This window comes from Cupriavidus sp. OV096, from assembly GCF_900115455.1.
In the GTDB taxonomy this organism is placed as follows: domain Bacteria; phylum Pseudomonadota; class Gammaproteobacteria; order Burkholderiales; family Burkholderiaceae; genus Cupriavidus.
On the sequence record NZ_FOWM01000001.1, the window covers coordinates 285,267 to 305,118 of the forward strand.

The 19,852-nt window shown below is 64.6% G+C and carries 11 protein-coding genes; 4 read left to right on the plus strand and 7 right to left on the minus strand.

What is annotated here, in order from left to right; all coding sequences use genetic code 11:
- Positions 1 to 26 precede the first annotated feature (26 nt).
- Entirely contained in the window at positions 27 to 1,424 is a 1,398-nt protein-coding gene (gene gltX, locus BM115_RS01350) for a glutamate--tRNA ligase (protein WP_092289754.1), read from the minus strand.
- Between the two features lie 193 nt (positions 1,425 to 1,617).
- On the opposite strand from gltX, the gene BM115_RS01355 reads away from it, so the two are divergent.
- Positions 1,618 to 2,568: a patatin-like phospholipase family protein gene (locus BM115_RS01355; RefSeq protein WP_092289756.1), complete on the plus strand. Its 951-nt coding sequence runs from the start codon at positions 1,618 to 1,620 to the stop codon at positions 2,566 to 2,568.
- Between the two features lie 170 nt (positions 2,569 to 2,738).
- Here the strand turns inward: BM115_RS01355 and BM115_RS01360 are convergent, their stop codons facing one another.
- The 5 genes from BM115_RS01360 to BM115_RS01380 all read right to left on the minus strand — a co-directional run bounded on the left by BM115_RS01360 (position 2,739) and on the right by BM115_RS01380 (position 9,537).
- The gene (locus BM115_RS01360) at positions 2,739 to 3,425 is read right to left on the minus strand and encodes a C40 family peptidase (protein WP_092289758.1); all 687 of its coding nucleotides are present in this window, start codon (positions 3,423 to 3,425) and stop codon (positions 2,739 to 2,741) included.
- Between the two features lie 359 nt (positions 3,426 to 3,784).
- Entirely contained in the window at positions 3,785 to 5,374 is a 1,590-nt protein-coding gene (locus tag BM115_RS01365; RefSeq protein ID WP_369823372.1) for an ABC transporter ATP-binding protein, read from the minus strand.
- A 56-nt stretch (positions 5,375 to 5,430) separates the two neighbouring features.
- Positions 5,431 to 6,561, minus strand: coding sequence for an ABC transporter permease (locus tag BM115_RS01370; RefSeq protein WP_092289762.1), 1,131 nt, complete (start codon positions 6,559 to 6,561; stop codon positions 5,431 to 5,433).
- The gene (locus BM115_RS01375) at positions 6,558 to 7,607 is read right to left on the minus strand and encodes a microcin C ABC transporter permease YejB (RefSeq protein ID WP_092289763.1); all 1,050 of its coding nucleotides are present in this window, start codon (positions 7,605 to 7,607) and stop codon (positions 6,558 to 6,560) included. The genes BM115_RS01370 and BM115_RS01375 overlap by 4 nt, the downstream gene beginning before the upstream one ends.
- Positions 7,608 to 7,632: 25 nt before the next feature.
- Positions 7,633 to 9,537 (minus strand): extracellular solute-binding protein, encoded by a 1,905-nt coding sequence (locus BM115_RS01380; protein ID WP_092289765.1) that lies wholly within the window; start codon positions 9,535 to 9,537, stop codon positions 7,633 to 7,635.
- A 217-nt stretch (positions 9,538 to 9,754) separates the two neighbouring features.
- Between BM115_RS01380 and fabI the strand changes: the two genes are divergently transcribed.
- Together fabI and BM115_RS01390 are read left to right on the plus strand one after the other, a co-directional pair.
- Positions 9,755 to 10,540, plus strand: a complete 786-nt coding sequence (gene fabI / locus BM115_RS01385) for an enoyl-ACP reductase FabI (protein WP_092289767.1) — start codon at positions 9,755 to 9,757, stop codon at positions 10,538 to 10,540.
- 165 nt (positions 10,541 to 10,705) lie between these two features.
- The gene (locus tag BM115_RS01390; protein WP_092289769.1) at positions 10,706 to 12,367 is read left to right on the plus strand and encodes an ABC-F family ATP-binding cassette domain-containing protein; all 1,662 of its coding nucleotides are present in this window, start codon (positions 10,706 to 10,708) and stop codon (positions 12,365 to 12,367) included.
- A 35-nt stretch (positions 12,368 to 12,402) separates the two neighbouring features.
- Here BM115_RS01390 and BM115_RS01395 read toward each other — a convergent pair whose 3' ends face one another.
- Positions 12,403 to 17,916 carry a trifunctional serine/threonine-protein kinase/ATP-binding protein/sensor histidine kinase gene (locus tag BM115_RS01395; protein WP_092289771.1) on the minus strand — a complete coding sequence of 1,838 codons (5,514 nt, stop codon included), beginning with the start codon at positions 17,914 to 17,916 and terminating at the stop codon, positions 12,403 to 12,405.
- A gap of 279 nt (positions 17,917 to 18,195) precedes the next feature.
- Here BM115_RS01395 and BM115_RS01400 point away from each other — a divergent pair, with 279 nt between their 5' ends.
- Positions 18,196 to 19,851 (plus strand): M30 family zinc metallopeptidase, encoded by a 1,656-nt coding sequence (locus BM115_RS01400; RefSeq protein ID WP_255370655.1) that lies wholly within the window; start codon positions 18,196 to 18,198, stop codon positions 19,849 to 19,851.
- The last annotated feature ends 1 nt before the right edge of the window (position 19,852 follow it).

Genomic DNA, 19,852 nt, shown 5'->3' on the forward strand with positions numbered 1-19,852 from the left:
CCTGCCGAGATTTTTCCGCACTTTTCTCAGGCTGCCGCAAGGCGGCGCAGCACCGTCTCGCGGCCGAACAGTTCCAGCACCGCGTCGATGCCCGGCGTCTGCAACTGCCCCGCCACCAGCAGGCGCACCGGCATAGCCAGCTTCGGCATCTTCAGGCCGAATTCGGCCAGCACTGCCTTGAACGTGGCGCTGATGCCCTCGCGCTTCCACTCAGGCAGCGCGGCCAGTTGCGCGGCCAGCGCCTGCAGCGCCGGGCGGATCTCGTCGGTCAGGTGCTCTGTGCGCAGCGCGGCATCCGCCTGCGGCTCGCCGCGATAGAACAGCATCGCGGCCTGGGCCACTTCCTTCAGCGTATTGGCGCGATCCTTGACCAGCGCGATCACGTCGGCCAGGCTCGCGCCTTCCACCTTGCCGCCCAGCGCCTCGATGAAGGGGCGCGTCAGATCGGCCAGACGGGCGTTATCGCCCATCTTGATGTAGTGGTTGTTGAGCCAAGCCAGCTTTTCAGGGTTGTACTGCGCCGGCGACTTGCCCAGGTGCTCCAGGTCGAACCACTCGATGAACTGCTCGCGCGAGAAGATCTCGGCATCACCATGCGCCCAGCCCAAGCGCGCGAGGTAGTTCAGCACGGCCTCGGGCAGGTAGCCCTCGTCGCGGTAGCCGGTCACGGGCATCGCGCCATGGCGCTTGCTCATCTTCTCGCCCTGCTCGTTCAGCACGGTCGGCAGGTGCGCGTAGACCGGCACGTGGCCGCCCATCGCACGAATGATGTTGATCTGGCGCGGCGTGTTGTTGACGTGGTCGTCGCCGCGGATCACGTGGGTGATCTTCATGTCGAGGTCATCGACCACGACGCAGAAGTTGTATGTCGGCGTGCCGTCGGGACGGGCGATCACCAGGTCGTCCAGCTCGTCGTTCGAGATCTCGATGCGGCCCTTCACGGCGTCGTCCCAGACCACGCTGCCGCCGATCGGGTTCTTGAAACGCACGACGGGTTGCACGCCGGCCGGCGGCTCGGGCAGGACCTTGCCCGGCTCGGGGCGCCAGAAGCCGTTGTAGCGCGGCTTCTCGCCGGCGGCGCGCTGGGCTTCGCGCAGCGCGTCCAGTTCCTCGGTGCTCATGTAGCAGTGGTACGCGAGGCCGGTCTCCATCATCTGCTGCACCACCGCGCGATAGCGGTCCATGCGCTGCATCTGGTAGAACGGACCTTCGTCGATGTCCATGTCGAGCCAGGCCATGGACTCCAGGATCACGTCGACGGCCTCCTGGGACGACCGCTCGACATCGGTATCCTCGATGCGCAGGATGAAATCGCCCTGCATGCGGCGGGCGAAGGCCCACGGATAGAGCGCGGAGCGGATGTTGCCGAGGTGGATGAACCCGGTCGGGCTCGGCGCGAAGCGGGTGCGGACGCGTTGTGTCATGGCGGAGAGAAACAAAAAGGCCCGCGCACAGCGGCGCGCAGGCCAGATTCGAGGAATGGCGCATTATACGCCCTGCCCGCCGCCGCTTTTTCGCTACGCGCCGGCCGGAATCATTTATCCTGCCACCGGTCTGAGACCTCGGATGCCGCCTCGCACGGCGCCGGCATCACTTCCCGTAGATTCCCGTTCCTCGATGAAACGACGCCATTTCCTGGGCGCCTCCGCGGCGATGCTGCTGGCGGCCTGCTCCACCGGCCCGAAGCCGACCCCCACCCTGCCGACCCAGCCCGTCGTCACGCCGCCGGTGGCCACGCTGCCGCCGCGCCCGGTGCGCATCGGCCTGGCGCTGGGCGGCGGCGCGGCGCGCGGCTTTGCACATATCGGCGTGATCAAGGCGCTCGAGGCGCAGGGTATCCATCCCGATATCGTCACGGGTACCAGTGCCGGGTCGGTGGTGGCGGCGCTCTACGCGTCCGGCATGGATGGCTTCACGCTGAACAAGCTCGCCCTGACCATGGACGAGGCGTCCATCGCCGACTGGGCGCTGCCGTTCGGCACCAAGTTCGGTGGCTGGCTCAAGGGCGAGGCGCTGCAGAACTATGTGAACCGGCTGGTCAAGCAGCGCACCATCGAACAGATGAAGCTGCCGCTGGGCATCGTCGCCACCGATCTCAAGACCGGCGAGCGGATCCTGTTCCGGCGCGGCAATACCGGCCAGGCCGTGCGCGCGTCCAGCAGCGTGCCGGGCGTGTTCCAGCCGGTGTCGATCCAGGGCCATGACTATGTCGATGGCGGGCTGGTGGAGCCGGTGCCAGTGGATGCGGCGCGCGAGATGGGCGCCGAGTTCGTGATCGCGGTGAATATCTCGGCCGATCCGTCGAGCCAAAAGAATGGCGGCCAGAGCGGCGTGCTGCTGCAGACCACGGCCATCATGGGTCAGTCGATCAACAAGATGGCGCTGGCGCGCGCGGACATCGTGATCCGCCCTGACCTGCCCGACATGAGCGGCAGCGACTTCACGGCGCGCAACCGCGCGATCCTGGCCGGCGAGCAAGCCACGGCGGCAGTGCTGGCGAGCCTGCGCGACAAGCTCGCTCTCGCCCGTACGCGCCCGCTGCCAACCGGCATTGTTACCACCCAATAGTGGGGTAAAACGACAATCCTTGTCAGGACATGGGCTCGCTTCGTGACAATTCGTGTCACTTCATGTGACGCATCATGTCACCCTTTGGTGGGGTATTTGTCTTATTTGTATGTCGAGCCCGATAAAAAAGGACTGCCGAGGCAGTCCTTTTTGTTTGGCGAGCAGCCGGTTCAGCCGCCGTACAGCGACCGACCCTGGGCAGCCGGGTCGAAGCGCTTGAGCGTCTCGACCATGTTGCCCATGCCGTTGTCGGCGTCGCCGCGCTGGGCATCGTCGATGCGTCGCGCGCCGTTGTAGCGTGTCACCCAGTAGCTGGCACGCATGTCGTCCACGCGGATCTTGCTGCCGGTGGACGGCGCGTGCACGAACTTGTTGTCGCCAATATAGATGCCGACGTGCGAGAACGTGTGACGCATGGTGTTGAAGAACACCAGGTCACCCGGACGCAGTTCGTTGACCGCCACAGTGGTGCCAACCTTGCTGATTTCGACAGAGCGACGCGGCAACACGAAGCCGAAGGTGTCGTTGAACACGTAGCGGACGAAGCCGCTGCAGTCCAGGCCGGATTCGGGGCTGTTACCGCCGAAGCGGTAACGCACGCCAATCAGGCCCAGCGCGTTCATGACCAGGTCGCCAGCCTTGCTGGCAACGTTGCTGGTGGAGTTCATCACCGACGACAGCAAGCCACGCTTGCCTTCCGGATGGGCATCCGCGCTCAGTTCCGCGCGGGCATCGATCCGGGCGTCCGGGTCCTTGAACACCGTATCCGCCAGCACTCCATTCGACACAGTCGCACCGCATGCAATGGCAATTCCAATAGCGGCGCGCGCCAGGGAATGAAGTACCGTTCGTTGCATTGGTTCTCCTGATAATCGGACTTATCTGACCGGCATGTCAGACATTGCCGGACAAACGCTAGACATCAGGGCGGTATGTACGCAAGACATATGCCAGCGTACCGTGCACGATTCGCATGCGTGGTTGACCTTCCCAAAGGTCAGCATGCGACCGACAGACCACCCCCAAAAATAGGTATCGCGGGATAGTAAATGACTGTCATTATCGTGTCAAAGATGGTTACAAATTCGCCCGAAATCGCAGCCAAATCAATGAGCTAGCGTGAAAAACGTATCTTTCTTCTCGTATTCCGCATAACGGCGATGTGATACATCGCGCTGTCATGCTAGTGCGGCATGCGTGCTGCGCCGCACATCATTCAGACGACCCCTAACTGTGCGGCCGCCATCAGCTTGCGCGTATACGGATGCTGCGGTGCGCCGAGTACGGTTTCCGTCTCACCCGCTTCGACCACTTCACCATTTTTCATCACGACGACGCGGTGCGCCATCGCACGAATCACCGCTAGATCATGGCTGATGAACAGATAGCTGAGGTTGTACTTGTGCTGGAGCTGGGAAAGCAGCGCCAGCACCTGTTGCTGGATCGAGACGTCAAGTGCAGAAGTCGGCTCATCTAGCACCAGAACCTGCGGCTTGAGGATCAAAACTCGCGCGATGGCGATGCGTTGCCGCTGTCCGCCAGAGAACTCGTGCGGATAACGGCCCAGCGCCGTCCGGTCCATCCCGACCTCCCGCAGGGCCTCGATCACGCGCTCGCGCATCGCCTCGGGCGACAGCCCCGGCTGATGGAGGGCGAGGCCCTCACCCACGATCTGTTCGATGGTCATCCGGGGCGACAGCGAGCCGAACGGGTCCTGGAATACCACCTGCATGCGCGACCGCAGCGCACTGCGCTCCTTGTGCGTGCAGGCGTCGAACGCACGCCCCAGGAAGCGGATCGCCCCGCTGCTCTGGCGCTGGAGCGCCAGCACGGCGTGAGCCAGCGTGGTCTTGCCGGAGCCGGACTCGCCGACGATGCCGACAGTCTCGCCTTCGCGCAATTGCAGGTTCACGTCCTTCACGGCCGCGAACTGCTCCTTCGAGAACCAGCCGGCAAACCCGGCGCGCTTCTTGGCGTAGTTGACGCAGAGCGCATCGGTCTCCAGCAGCACCGGCGCCAGTGGCACCAGCGGCAGCACCTCGCGGCGCGGGCGACTGTCGATCAGCTTGCGCGTGTACGGATGGCGCGGATTGCCGAACACCTCGGCCGTCTCGCCAGACTCCACCAGCACGCCCTTTTCCATCACCCCCACACGCTGCGCGAACGCCCGCACGAGGTTCAGGTCATGGGTGATCAGCATCACCGCCATGCCGAACTCGGCCTGGAGGTCGCGCAGCAGATCCAGGATCTGAGCGCGGATGGTCACGTCGAGCGCCGTGGTCGGCTCGTCGGCCAGCAGCAGCTTGGGCCGGCAGGCCAGGGCCATGGCGATCATCGCGCGCTGGCGCTGGCCGCCCGAAAGCTGATGCGGGAAGCTGTTGAAACGGTTGGCGGCGTCGCCGATGCCGGTTCGCTCGAGCAGCGCGATGGCACGGTCGCGCGCGGCGCGGCGGTCCAGGCCCTCGTGCAGCGCCAGCGTCTCCACGATCTGGTTGCCGATGGTGTAAAGCGGGTTCAGGGCCGTCATCGGTTCCTGGAAGATCATGGCGATCTCGGACCCGCGGATGCGCCGCATCTCGCGGCCGGACACGCGCAGCAGGTCCTGGCCTTCGAAGCGAATGGCGCCCTGGTAGTGGGCGTCGCCAACCAGCCGGAGCATGGCCAGCGCGGTCACGGTCTTGCCCGAGCCGGACTCACCCACCAGCGCGTAGCGCTCGCCAGCGCGCAGGTCGAAGCTGACCTCGCGCACGGCGCGCGTGGCGTGCTCGCCCTCGCCGAAGGTCACCGACAGTCGGTCCACACACATCAATTGCGTGCCGGGCGCCGGCGGGGCCACGGCGTCAGGAAACGTTGCGGCGAGGCTCATTGCACGGCCTCCGCAGCGGGACTTCCCGCAGGCGCCTTAGGCTCCACACGACCACGCAACTGGGCCAGCCCCAGGCGCGTATCGAAGGCATCCCGCAGCGCGTCGCCCATAAAGGTCAGCAGCAACAACGTGATAACGAGCACCGCGAACGTGGACAGCGAAATCCACCAGGCATCGAGGTTGCCCTTGCCCTGCGCCAGCAGCTCGCCCAGGCTCGGCGTCGTCGGCGGCACGCCCAGACCTAGGAAGTCGAGGCTGGTCAGCGCCAGGATGGCCGCGCTCATCCGGAACGGCAGAAAGGTGATGACCGGCGTCAGGCTGTTCGGCAGGATATGGCGCCACATGATCTGGACATTGGACAGGCCCAGCGCGCGCGCCGCCTTCACATAGTCGAGCGAGCGGTTGCGGTAGAACTCGGCCCGCACGTAGTCGGACAGTCCCATCCAGCCGAACAGCGACAGCAGGATGATCAGCAGCGCCAGGCTCGGCTCGAAGATCGACGCGAAGATAATCAGCAGGTACAGCTCGGGCATCGAGCTCCAGATCTCGATGGCGCGCTGCGAGAACAGGTCGAAACGCCCACCAAAAAAGCCCATCAGCGCCCCGGTAAGCGTGCCGACCAGTACGCCGATGATCGTCAGCGCCATGCCGAACAGCACGGACACGCGAAAGCCGTAGATCAGGCGCGCCAGCACGTCCCGGCCGCGATCGTCGGTGCCCAGCCAGTTCTCGGACGAGGGGGGCGCCGGATTCGGCTCCTTGGCGAAGTAGTTCAGCGAATCGTAGGAATACTGATTCACCGGGAACACCGCGAAATTGCCGTGCGTGGTGATCCGTTCGCGGATGAAGGGATCGAGGTAGTCGGTACGGGTCGGGAAATCGCCGTCGAACGTGGTTTCCGGGTAGACCTTGACGATCGGGAAGTAGTACTCGCCCTTGTAGCGCACCACCAGCGGGCGGTCGCTCGACAGCACCTCGGCACACAGGCTCAGGACGAAGATCACCACGAACAGGATCAGGCTCCAGTAGCCCAGCCGGTTGCGGCGGAAGCGTTGCCACGCGCGCTGGCGCGGCGACGGCGAGTGTGGCAGCCCGTTGGGCACCGCGCCGTGGGAGAGAATGCTCATCGGTGCATGCCCTCGAAGTGAATGCGCGGGTCGACCATCACGTAGCAGACATCCGAAATCAGGCGCGTCACCAGCCCGATCAGCGTGAACAGGTAGAGCGTGCCGAGCACGACCGGGTAGTCACGGCGCAGCACGGCTTCATAGGACAACAGGCCCAGCCCGTCGAGCGAGAACAGTGTCTCGATCAGCAGCGAGCCGGTGAAGAACGCGCCGATGAACGCCGCCGGGAAGCCGGTGACGAGCGGGATCAGCGCGTTGCGGAACACGTGTTTCCAGAGCACGCGCCGCTCCGCCAGGCCCTTGGCCCGCGCGGTCAGCACGTACTGCTTGCGGATTTCTTCCAGGAACGCGTTCTTGGTCAGCATGGTGATGACGGCGAAGCTGCCCACCACCGACGCCGTGATCGGCAGCACCAGGTGCCAGAGGTAGTCCATGACCTTGCCCATCAGCGTGAGCTGGTCCCAATTGTCGGACGTCAGCCCGCGCAGCGGGAACCACTGGACGAACGTGCCACCACCGAACAGCACCAGCAGCAGCACCCCGAGCACGAAGCCCGGAATCGCGTAGCCCACCAGCACGATCATGCTGCTGATCACATCGAAGCGGCTGCCCGCCCGGATCGCTTTCGAGATCCCGAGCGGGACCGATATCAGATAAGTCAGAAAAAACGTCCAGAGCCCGAGACTGATCGACACCGGCAGTTTCGACTTCACCAGCTCCCAGACGCTGCGGTGCTGGAAGTAGCTCTGGCCCAGGTCGAACTGGGCGAAGCGCTTCAGCATCATGAAATAGCGCTCGATTGGCGGCTTGTCGAAGCCATAGAGCGCCTGGATTTCCTTGATTTTGTCCGGGTCCACGCCGCGCCGGCCGCGGTATTCCGCCCCGCCACCGCTGGCCTCCCCGCCACCGCCGCGCCCCTTGAGTTCGAGCATCATCTGCTCGACCGGGCCGCCCGGCACGAACTGGATCACGACGAAAGTCAGCGTAATGACCCCGATCAGGGTCGGAATCATCAGCAGGATGCGTTTGAGCAGGTAGGCAATCATGCGCGTCCGGGTTCCGTCAGTGCCGTCATTGGGTCTTCGGCGTCAGATCGTTCCGCCACCAGTTGGAGAGGACCCAGCCCTCCGCCGTATAGAAGTACGGCAGGCGGGTCGGGTAGGACATCGTATTGCGATAGGCCACGCGATGCGAGGCACTGTACCAGTTCGGCACGATGTAGTACCCGTGCATCAGCACGCGGTCCAGCGCGCGGCCCGCCGTGACGAGTTCGTCGCGCGTGTGCGCGTGCAGCACGTGGTCCACGAGCTTGTCGATGGCAGGCGATTTCACGCCGAACAGGTTGTCCGAGCCGGGCGTGGTCGCGGCCTCGGTCGTGAAGCGGTCGCGCAGCTCGTTGCCGGGGCTTTGCGAGTCCGGGAAGCGGATCGACACCATGTCGAAGTCGAAATCCTCGAGACGCTTTTGATACAGCGCAAAGTCGGTGGTGCGCTGATGCACCTCGATGCCAAGCTTCTCCAGGTTGCGCACATAGGTGGTGATCACCCGGCTCATCGCCCCGCCGTCATCGAGGAATTCGAACACCAGCGGCTCGCGCTTGGCGTTGCGCAGCGCGCCGTCCTCGTAGGTCCAGCCGGCCTGGGCCAGCAGGCGGCGGGCTTCGCGCAGGTTGTCGCGCAGCGAGCGCGGTGCGTTGGTGGTGGGCTGCACCACATCGAGGCCGAACACTTCCGCCGGCAGCTGGGCGCGCAGCGGCTCCAGCAGCGCCATCTCGCCCGGACCCGGGCGGCTGTCGAACGTCGCGCTGGCGGCCAGCTCGCTGTTCGAGAACCAGCTGTCCAGCCGCTTGTACGCGCCGTAGAACAGCTGGCGGTTCAGCCATTCGAAGTCCAGCGCCAGGATCAGCGCGCGGCGGACGCGTACATCCTGGAACACCGGTTTGCGCATGTTCATCACGAAACCCTGCATGCCGGCGCCGTTGCGGTGCGGGAATTCGGTCTTGATCAGCTCGCCTTTGCGGAAGCGCGTGCCGACATAGCTCTTCGCCCAGTTTTTCGACCGATATTCGACAATGGCATCGAATTCGCCGGCCTTGAACGCCTCCAGCTTGGCCGTCTCGTCCTTATAGAGCCGGTAGACCACGCGGCCGAAGTTGAACGTGCCGCGCCGTACCGCCAGATCCTTGCCCCAATAGCTCGGGTTTCGCTTGAAAATGATGCCGCGACCGGCGTCGTAGCGGTCGATGACGTAGGGGCCGCTGGTGATCGGTTCCTCGAAGGTCAGCTTGTCGAACGGCACCTTGGCGGTCCATTTCTTCGAGAACACGGGCAGTGAACCGACGATCAGCGGCAATTCCGTGTTGCGCTGCTTGAAGTCGAAGCGGACGGTGCGCTCGCCGGTCACGACCACGGCCTTCACGTCGGTACACATGCTCCGGTAGCCGGGGCTGGCCGACTTGCTCATGAGCATGTCGTACGAGTACTTGACGTCCGAGGCCATGACCGGGTCGCCATTGGTGAAGCGCGCCTCCGGTCGGATGCGGAAGGTCACGGACAGCGCGTCGGGCGCCACGGTGACGTCGTCGGCCAGCAGGCCATAGGCGCTGGCGGTTTCGTCCGCGCTACTGATCAACAGCGATTCGAACATCAGCGCGGTCAGGCCGGGCGCCGAGGTGCCCTTGAGCGTGAACGGATTGAACTTGTCGAAGCTCGTGCGCCGGTCCGGGTTGGCCAGCGTCAGCGTGCCGCCCTGGGGCGCATCGGGGTTGACGTAGTCGAATTGCTTGAAATCGGCCGGATACTTGAGGTCGCCGTGCAGGGCAATCCCGTGCGCGGCATGCGCCAATGCGGGAAAACCCGAGGCCAGCACGCATATCCAAAGCGCCAATGGCGCCAGCCCCCGCACCTTCTGCAGCACCGCGCCACGACGAAAGCACTGCCCTGCCGCCTGAAGCGGCCAACGTGCGCGAATAGGCATCCCGTTGCAGACCTCCACTCTGACCTGGACATGCCCGGCGTCTTGTGGCCGGGCGAAGTTGTGCGACAATTTTACATGCGTCCGGGTGGCCCCCAGCCATCCGGACATTCCCTCTGCGCGGCGCAACAAACTGCGGGGAACTTTACCCGTCGTGCACCGGCCCCGGGGGCCGAGCATGAAACATGCCCGCCCCACCCTCACATATCTTGGAGAATTTATGGGATTTCTGGCAGGTAAGCGGATCCTGATCACCGGCTTGCTGTCCAACCGCTCGATCGCCTATGGCATCGCCTCCGCGTGCAAGCGCGAGGGCGCCGAGCTGGCTTTCACCTATGTCGGCGAACGCTTCAAGGACCGCATCAGCGACTTCGCCAAGGAATTCGGCTCCGACATGATCTATGAGTGCGACGTGGGCAGCGATGAGCAGATTACCGCGACTTTCGCCGCTCTGGGGCAGCGCTGGGAAAAATTCGACGGTTTGGTGCATTCGATCGGCTTTGCGCCGCGCGAAGCCATCGCCGGCAATTTCCTGGACGGGCTGTCGCGCGAAGGCTTCCGCATCGCGCATGACATCTCGGCCTACAGCTTCCCGGCACTGGCCAAGGCTGCGCTGCCGCTGCTGTCCGACAAGGCATCGCTGCTCACGCTGACCTATCTCGGCGCCGAACGCGTGGTTCCGAACTACAACACGATGGGCTTGGCCAAGGCGTCGCTCGAGGCGAGCGTGCGCTACCTGGCCGAAGCCGTGGGCGAGCGCGGGATCCGCGCCAACGGCATCTCGGCAGGCCCGATCAAGACGCTGGCTGCGTCCGGCATCAAGGACTTCGGCAAGCTCCTCAGGCATTTCGAGGAAGCCGCCCCGCTGCGCCGCAACGTGACGATCGACGAAGTCGGCAACGTGGCCGCCTTCCTGCTGTCCGATCTGTCCAGCGGCGTGACGGGCGAGATCACCTACGTCGACGGTGGCTTCAACATCGTCGGCGCGGGGGGCGTGGGGGCGTAATCCCGGCGCGCGGCCCGCGGCCATCAAGAGCGCCCCAGTTGGGGCGCTTTTTTTTTGGGCGTTCATCGTCGATTTTCCGCCGATTGCCATTGTTGCACCGCAACAAATAACAACCGTCACACGCCCGGTCGGCTATCATGGCAATCCTCTCCGAAGTGGCTCCCCATGATTTCCGTTCGTAATGTCACGCTGCGTCGCGGCGTCAATGTCGTGCTCGACCGCGCGTCCGTCACATTCAACCCCGGCGAAAAGATCGGTCTTGTCGGCCGCAATGGCGCCGGCAAGTCGTCCTTCTTCGCCCTTCTCAACGGCACGCTGCACGAAGACAGCGGCGAGTTCTCGATTCCTGCTGCGTGGAGGATGGGCCAGGTTGCGCAGGAGATGCCGGAGACCGAGCAGAGCGCTACCGACTTTGTCGTCGAGGGTGACACCGTGCTGTTGGCCGCGCAGGCCGAAGTCGACGCCGCCGAGGCCAGCGACGATGGCATGCGCATGGCGCACGCCTATATGGCCCTGCACGACGCTGGTGCACACGATGCCCCCGCACGTGCCCAGGCGCTGATCCTGGGCCTTGGCTTCAGTGGTGCGCAGCTTAGCCAGCCGGTCAACAGCTTCTCCGGCGGCTGGCGCATGCGCCTGCAACTGGCGCGCGCGCTGATGTGCCCGTCCGACCTGCTGCTGCTCGACGAACCGACCAATCACTTGGACCTCGACGCACTGGTCTGGCTGGAAGCCTGGCTCAAGCGCTATCAGGGCACCATGGTGGTGATCAGCCACGACCGCGAGTTCCTCGACGCCGTGACGCAGGTGACGGTGCACGTCGACAACGCCAAGCTCGTGCGTTACGGCGGCAACTACAGCAAGTTCGAAGACATGCGCGCCGAGCAGCTTCTATTGCAGCAGGCCGCGGTGGCCAGGCAGGCCGACAAGATCGCCCACCTGCAGAAATTCATCGACCGTTTCAAGGCCAAGGCCTCGAAGGCGAAGCAGGCGCAGAGCCGGGTCAAGGCGCTCGAACGCATGGAGAAGATCGCCCCTGTGCTTGCCGATGCGGAATTCACGTTCGAGTTCAAGGAGCCTCTCAACGTCCCGAACCCGCTGTTGTCGATGCTGGACGCGAGCTTCGGCTACCCGGCGCCGACCGACGCACTCCCGGGCACGCCGCCCACGGTCATCGTGAAGGGCATCAACCGTTCCGTGCTGGCGGGGCAGCGCATCGGCATTCTCGGTGCGAACGGCCAGGGCAAGTCCACGCTGGTGAAGACGGTGGCGCACGCGCTGGCGCCGGTTGCCGGTGAAATCAGCGAAGGCAAGGGCCTGAACATCGGCTACTTCGCACAGCAGGAACTCGACGTGCTGCGCCCGCTCGACACGCCGATGGAGCACATGATCCGCCTTGCCAAGGACACGCCGCCGCACATGCGCGCCCCCGGCCAGAGTGGCACCGAGCAATCCCTGCGCACCTTCCTCGGCACCTTCAGTTTCAGTGGCGACATGGTGCATCAGGCGGTGCACACGATGAGCGGCGGCGAAAAGGCGCGGCTCGTGTTGTGCATGATCGTGTGGCAGCGCCCCAACCTGCTGCTGCTCGACGAGCCGACCAACCACCTCGACCTGGCCACACGCGAAGCGCTCGGCATGGCACTCAACGAATTCGAAGGCACGGTGATGCTGGTAAGTCACGACCGGGCCCTGCTGCGCGCTGTATGCGATGAGTTCTGGCTGGTCACCAAGGGCGGCGTCGAGCCTTTCGACGGCGATCTGGACGACTACCAGCAATTCCTGCGCGACGAAGCCCGTCGCCTGCGCGAGGAGGCTGCCGCATAGCCGACGGTCATCGCCTGAGATACCCGTTCGGGGGATCACAATGACGTGCCCGGCTCCGTGGGCACCGTGAACTGAAAGACCGCACCGTGGGGCACGTTCGCACTCGCCCACATTCGACCCTCATGGGCGTCGATGATCGAACGGCAGATGGACAGCCCCATCCCCAGCCCGGCGGACTTGGTCGTGTAGAAGGGAGCGAAGATGCGCTCGGGGTCGTCTGGCGCAAAGCCGGGCCCTGAATCACTCACCGCCACGCGCACGCAGTTCCCCTCCGCTTTCTCCGTACTGATCAGCAAGTCCCGCGCGCCGTCGCTCGCGCCGCTCATCGCTTCCATGGCGTTGATGAGCAGATTGAGGAGGACTTGCTGCAACTGGACCCGATCTCCCTGCACAAGCGGCAACGGGTCCGCGAGGTGCGTCTGCACCAGCGTGTCGTGCTTCCGTGCTTCGGCACGGGTAAGTTCGACCACCTCGCGGATCGCCTGGTTGATGTCCAGCGGCTCCTTCCGGGGCGGCGCCTTCTTCACCAGTTCACGGATGCGGCCAATGATGTCCACCGCCCGATTGCCATCCTTGATGATGCGACCCAGTATCTCGCTGACCTCGTCGATGTTGGGCGGCTCGGCCCTCAGCCACCGCACGGCTGCGTGCGCATTGGTCACTGTCGCAGCGACCGGCTGCTTGATTTCGTGCGCAATCGAGGCCCCGAGATGCCCGATTGTGGCAACGCGGTTCGCATGGGCCAGTTCCGTCTGCGCCTCGCGATAGCGTCGCTCGCCCTCCCGGATACTTTCCTCCGCCTGCTTGCGCTCGCTCAGGTCGAGCACGAAAGCGACGCCCTCCCTTCGGCCGGTTTCGAATGTGGCTGCACCGATCAAGACGGGCACGCGGCTGCCGTCCTTCCTGACAAACTCCTTCTCGAACGGCGGCGCGCTTCCCATCTCCCTGATCTCTTGCAGCACGCGCTCGTCGCCCTCGCGCCATTCCGGTGGTGTCAGGTCCGTCCAGCGCACGCTACCTGCGATGAGATCGTCGCGCGCGTATCCCACCATGCGAAGAAACGCATCATTGGCCTCGAGAACGTCGCCCTCCACAGTCCAGACGACGATCCCGATGATGTCGGCGTCGACAAGGCGCCGAATCTTCGCCTCACGCTCCACAAGTTCGCGGTAGAGATGGGCATTTTCCAACGCAATCGCGGCCTGCGAGGCCACCAGCCTCAGGATCGCAATGCGGGCGGGAGTGAACACATGGGTCGTGAGATGGTTTTCGAGATAGAGCGCGCCAGTGAGCCTCGCCTGATTCATCAGCGGCAAGCAGAGAATGGAACGGGCGCGATGCTGTGCGATGTAAGGATCGGCCGCAAATGTGGGATCCGCCACGGCATCGTCGAGGATGACGCTCTCCCGCGTCCGCAGGACGTAGTTAAGAACAGACTCCGGCAGCACCGCATCGGTCATGGGCTGGTCGTGGAGATGCACGGCGACCATCTCCCCGTCGATCGTTGCCTCCGCAGTGATCCGCTGTTCACCGGCATCCGGAAGGATCAATACCCCGCGTTCGGCGCCCGCCTGCTCAATCGCCGTACGCATGACCATCTCGATCAGCTTTTCCAGGACGATCACACCGGAGACCATCTGCGACACCTTGATCACGGTCGAGAGATCAAGGTGTTCGACGGGCGTCGTGATCGTGCCCGTCGGGCCGGGGGCAAACGCTTCCGTTCTGAGGTGCGGGTGCATCTGCTCAAGTTGCCGCGCCTTCCCATCGGCTCGCCAGCGCAGGTAGCTGTAGTGCGCATGGCGCAAGTAGGTCTCGGCGATGACCGCGAACTCACGCGCCGCGTAGAATCGCGCGGCAAGCTCGTTGGCGAGCGCTTCCACGTGCACGAAACCGTTGGCGCGCGCCGAGCGGATCGCCAGTTCGTAGAGCCGCATCGCATCAAGTTCGCGGCCTTCAATCCGGGCGATCTCCGCGCCCACCAGCGCGGCGCGATTCTCGAAATTTTCCGGGCAATGCTCCGCCCAGACCGTCAGTTGCCCGTGATGCCCAGCCAGCGCCGTCAGGTGCGCTTGCCGCGCATCGCCGGATGTGGCATCGGCGCAGGCGGCGTGCGACAGCGCCCCATAGAAATAGTATTCGGCTTCCTCGAAAAACGAGGCCGTGGTCCAGAGCAGTCCTTTTGCCTTCGCAGCGGCGTCCATGGCCGCCGCGTGGTCGCCGGCGATACAGCGCGCCTGTAGCTTCCGGATCCAGTACCAGCACGCCGCAATCGCCAGATCCGGGTTCTCCGAGAAACGCCGCTCGATCCGCGCCTCATCAAACTGCGCGTCGTCGAGGCAACCAAACTTGGGCGTGAGCCCCCGCAGCGTGCGCATCAGCGCGACTTGCGTGGCGATGATGTCGATGGCGAGACCGAACCGCGATTTCTCGGCGAACGCCAGGCCGTGCTCGGCTTCGGCCAGCGCGTCGCACAGCGACTCGCCGGAGAAGATCAGGTTCGAGTTCAGATCGTTGCGCGTGTAGGTTGCATACTGGAGATCCCCGACGCGGTTTGCCGCATCGAAGGCGCGGCGTTGCAGATCACGGCAAGCCCCCACGTGCTTCATCCAGGGCACGACAAACAGCGCGAAGCAAACAAAGGTTCTCGCCTCGAGGCGCTTGAGCCCGCGCCGCTCCACGAGGTCGTAGCCAAGCTGACCGAACCGGAACCCCGTCTTGTAGTCGCCGAAATGCGGCCCTGCAATGCGGATGAGGATGACGTAGGCGAAGCACGAAGCATCGCAATTTCCGTGCTCCAGGCTCAGGCCGACCGCCTTGCAGATCGTCAGCGAAGCCAGGTTTTCATCGGTGTACAAGGCCGGCGTCCAGAGCTTCATCAGCACATCGACGGTGGCCAGGGAGGCAGGGTCCTCCATCAGCGGCATGTCGATAAGCGCCTCGATTTCCCGATCCTCAAGCGCCGACCCGATGCGCCCGTATTCGCGCCGTACCTCGTCGCCGTCCGGATGGGGTGACCAATCGATGCCGAAATGTCGGAGGCAATTGAGGCCGACATTGATCGCGCGGCTGCTCTGATCGAGCACCAGGCAGACATCCATGTGCAGGCAGGCCACGATGGCTTGTTCGACCGTCGTCGCGGCGTGACCTGACAGTGCCGCCAATTCCTCATCCGCAACCGAGAGTTCACCGGTCAGGAAGGTGCATTCGGCCCGGTTCAGCTCCAGCGCGAAGAGCATCTCGTGCTGGCGCTCCCAGCTATCCTCCCCCAACAGCGCCACGCCGATATTGAGATAGGTGAGCGCCGAGGCATAGGCGGTAGAACCCTTGGCACGCTTCCCCGCCATCAGGTTGAGCCCGGCGAGCTGGTCCCGCTCCGCTTGCGCCGTGATCAGCGCAGCGCCGCGGTTGAGCTGATTGACGATCTCGAAGATCGCGGCCTCCTGCTGCCCGATGGGCGTTCGGGCGACCAGCAAGCGGCCGATCCGCAGATGCACCTCGGCGCGCATCGCTTTCGGGATCAGCGAATAGGCGGCTTCCTGCACGCGGTCATGGATAAACCGGTAAGCGCCCTCCAGCCGCTCGACCAGTTCCAGGCGGACGGCCTCCCAGAGCACCGCATGGACCTCCTTCTCCGGAATCACCAGCACGGTGGACAACATCGTGATCTCGGCGATGTTGCCGAGGCAGGCCAGCTGCTGCAACGCCTGCTGTGTCTCGCTCGGCAGACGGCTCAGTTTGCCCACCATCAGATCCACGACATTGTCGGTGTAGCCCTTGGCATGAATGCGATCGAGATGCCAGGACCAGCCCTTCGTGTCATGGTCGAAGTGGAACAAGCGCTCCTCGGCCAGCGCGTAGAGAAACTGAATCACGAAGAACGGATTGCCGGCCGTCTTCTCATGCACCAGCTGCGCCAGCGATGCCACGCGCGTCGTGTCGCAGCACACGGCATCGGCAATCAGCTGCCCGAGGTGTTCACGGCCAAGCGGCGCCAGGGTGATCTCCTCCACCGTTCCGCGAGCGCTCCGGATCGCCTGCAACTTGTGCGTCAGGGGATGGGCGGCATCCACCTCATTGTCCCGATAGGCGCCGATCACCATCAGGTGCTGCAAGTCCGACCGCGCCAGCACATCCTCCAGCAAGTCGAGCGTTGCCGTGTCCAGCCATTGCAGATCATCGAGGAAGAGTGCCAGCGGGTGTTCCGGCCGGGCGAAGACACCGATGAATCGGCGTAAGACCAGTTGAAAGCGGCGTTGCGCCTGCTGCGGCTCAAGCTCCGGCACCGGCGGTTGTTCGCCGATGATGAGCTTCAGCTCGGGGATGAGGTCGGTCATGAGCCGTGCATTCGGCTCCAGGGCTTCCAGCAGCGCGGCGCGCCAGCTCGCCAGTTCGGCGTCCCGCTTACCAAGCAGCGGCCGCACCAGACTCTGGAACGCCTGCACCAAGGTCGAATAAGGAATGTCGCGCTTGTACTGGTCGAACTTGCCTGCGGCAAAGAGCCCCCGTGGCGGCACCAGTACCTTGTGCAACTCGTTGACGACGGCGGTCTTGCCGATGCCGGAGTATCCCGAGACCAGCACAAGTTCCGGTGCGCCGCGCGTGATCACGCGGTTGAAGGCCGCCAGCAACCTGTTGACTTCGCGCTCCCTGCCGTACAGCTTCTCGGGAATCACCAGACGGTCGGGCGTGTCGTGCTCGCCAAGCGGGAAACCATCGATCTGGCGATGGCTCTCCCAGGCAGCCAGGCAGCGTCGCAGATCCTGCTCGACACCGGCCGCAGTCTGGTAGCGCTCTTCCGCCGTCTTGGCGAGCAGCTTCATGACGATCTGGCAAAGCGGGGCCGGTATCGACGTCAGGCGCTCGCTGGGCGGCATCGGCTTTCGGGCGATGTGGCAGTGCACCCATTCCATCGGCTCGCTCGCCGAAAACGGCAGGACACCGGTGAGCATCTGGTAGATCACCACACCGAGCGAATAAAGGTCGCTGCGCGAATCGATGGAGCGATTCATCCGACCGGTCTGCTCGGGCGCCATGTAGGCGAGCGTGCCGGCGATCGTTTCGGGCGGCTCGGGTGCCTGATGCTCGCGCGGCAGCCGCGAGGCGATGCCGAAGCCGGTGAGTCGCGCGCGTCCGTCCGTGCCATTCACGAGAACATGGGCAGGCTTGAAGTCCTTATGGACCAGGCCGCGCTGATGGAACTGGCCCAGCGCCGCCGCGATGCCGGCAGCGAAGCGCAAGACCCTGCCCGTCTCCATGGGCGCGCCGAGCAGCAGCTCGAGCGGCTCGCCGCCCGGGTCTTCCAGCACCAGCGAGGTCCGGCCATCCTCGCGCAGAAGCTCGAGCGGCCGCACCGCCCACGCGCTGTCGAGTTCATCCTTCAGCCTGAATTCGTGAGCAAGGCGGTCGAGACTGGCGGACGATGGATAGTCGGCGGCGGGCCGGACGATCAGGACGATGTCGGCGCCGTCATTGCCCGGGCGCTGGCCTCGACAGAAAACGTGCTCGCCGTCCTGCCACAGGATTTGAGGGCTTTGGCTGTTACCCATGAGCGCCGAAACCGGGTGAGGGGTTGATCTTGCGCGCTGCTGCCTACCAATCATCCTGCCGAGAGTCCTGCCAATAGGGCGTCACATTGGCATCAATGCGGAGCATCAAGCGCCTCCCAAGAATAGGCGAAAAAGTGGGAAATGTTCCAACCCGCAATGTCTCGCGGGGGCCTTCGGATAGAACAATTGCGAATCTCTGCGGCCCGCTGATTCAGATCAAGCGCCTAGCCGGCGGTCCATGGAAAAAGCTTCCTTTCCCATACGAAGAGGAAAGGAGTCATGATGAAGAAGCTGGCCTTGGCGTGCTGCATGGTTGGCGGCCTTGCCGCATGCGGGGGTGATGGCGGGTCCGACCACCCCACTGCGCCGCCCATCCCACCCACCCCACCTGCCCCGACGGCGCCCCAACCTCCGGGTGACCTGCTGTCGGTGGCGTGCACCGGCTGTGGCGCGCTGGACGCCAATACGTATGCCGGAACCAGCGTGGGGGTCTGGCGGCATGTGAACGCCACGGCCGCCCCGGTCGATGTGCCGGTCAATATCCGGGGGCTCTCCGGACACGACGTCACGCTGGTCTTCACCAATCAGGGCGCCGAGCCGCAGGCGATGCCGGCCCTCCCGCTGGTGCCCAAGGCATCCGCGTCGGCGGTCGGCAAGACGTGGCGTCTCGATGGAGAGGACAGCGCCGTCATGCGGCGCGTCGGCGAATTCAACGCCCATGGCTGGGCCCGGCTGGCAGCCACGCGCCCGCTGGCAGCGCTGGAGGCGCGGGAAGCTCGGATCGCCCCGCGGCAGGTCGTGCTCAACGAGTCCCGCACCTGGCATGACGCGGAAGACCAGCCGCATATGGCGACGCTGTTGCGCCAGTCACAGGCCAGCGACGGCACGGTCGTCAATTTCTGGATCGAGGATGCCGAGCGCGGTCCTGCAAAAGTCAGTGACGCCACCATCGACGCGCTTGCCGCCAGTTTCCTGGGGCCGGGCAAGGTCTATGACCTGCTGACGCACGTCGGCGGGCCGCTCTGGGGCGCGCATGGGTATGCGGAGTTGATCCCGGGTGCCGGCCAGCCGCTCGATATCGTCATCCTCAAGCTGACGAGCGACAACCCGTCCGCGCGGCTGATGGGCTATTTCTATTCGCGCGACGTGATCCGGCGCAGCGCCGGACTCCCTCATAGCAACGAAGCGGTGGGCTTCTTCCTGAATTCGGAATCGCTGTACGCGGCGGGCGACGCCGCGCTGAAGCAGGCTGCCAGCACCATGGCCCACGAAGGCATGCACTTGCAGAACTTCTACCGCCGGGGCGCTGGCCACGGCCCGAAGTATCTGTTCGATACCTGGCTCGACGAAGCCACCGCGATGATGATGGAGGACTTCGCCGGGCACGCCATCGACCCGGCCGTCAACGATATTCGCGATGTCCGGTTCCGCGACTACGTCAGGATCCGCAACGGCATGTACAACTGCAGCCTGACCACGTGGGAGCCGTTCGGGGAGACGTGCGAGAGCTATTCGGTGTCGGGCTCGCTGGGCGGGTTTCTCAATCGCCAGCTTGGCGCTGGGTTCTTCTCGCGGCTGTTGCGCGACGTGAGCAGCGAGAAGTCACTGGAAGTCCTTGATGCGGCGATCCGGGCCGAAGCTACCGGCGCGGGACTCGGCGAGCAGCTTCGCCGCTTCTCGGCGACCGCCGGAGCGCTGATGCGAGCTGCCGACAGCCCCCCTGGCTACGGCTTTCCGGCGCGCATCGACGGCGCGCTGCGACTGCCGGTGATCGATCCGCAGAACCTGGCCGGACTCCGCGCGCTGACGCAAACCGTGCCGACGCAGCTGCAGCCGTATGCGAGCATTCCCATCGTCCGGCCGGCGATGCATGGGATCTATAGCGAACGGGTGAGCGTGCCGCCCGGCACCGCGCTGTCGGTGGTCATCCAATGAG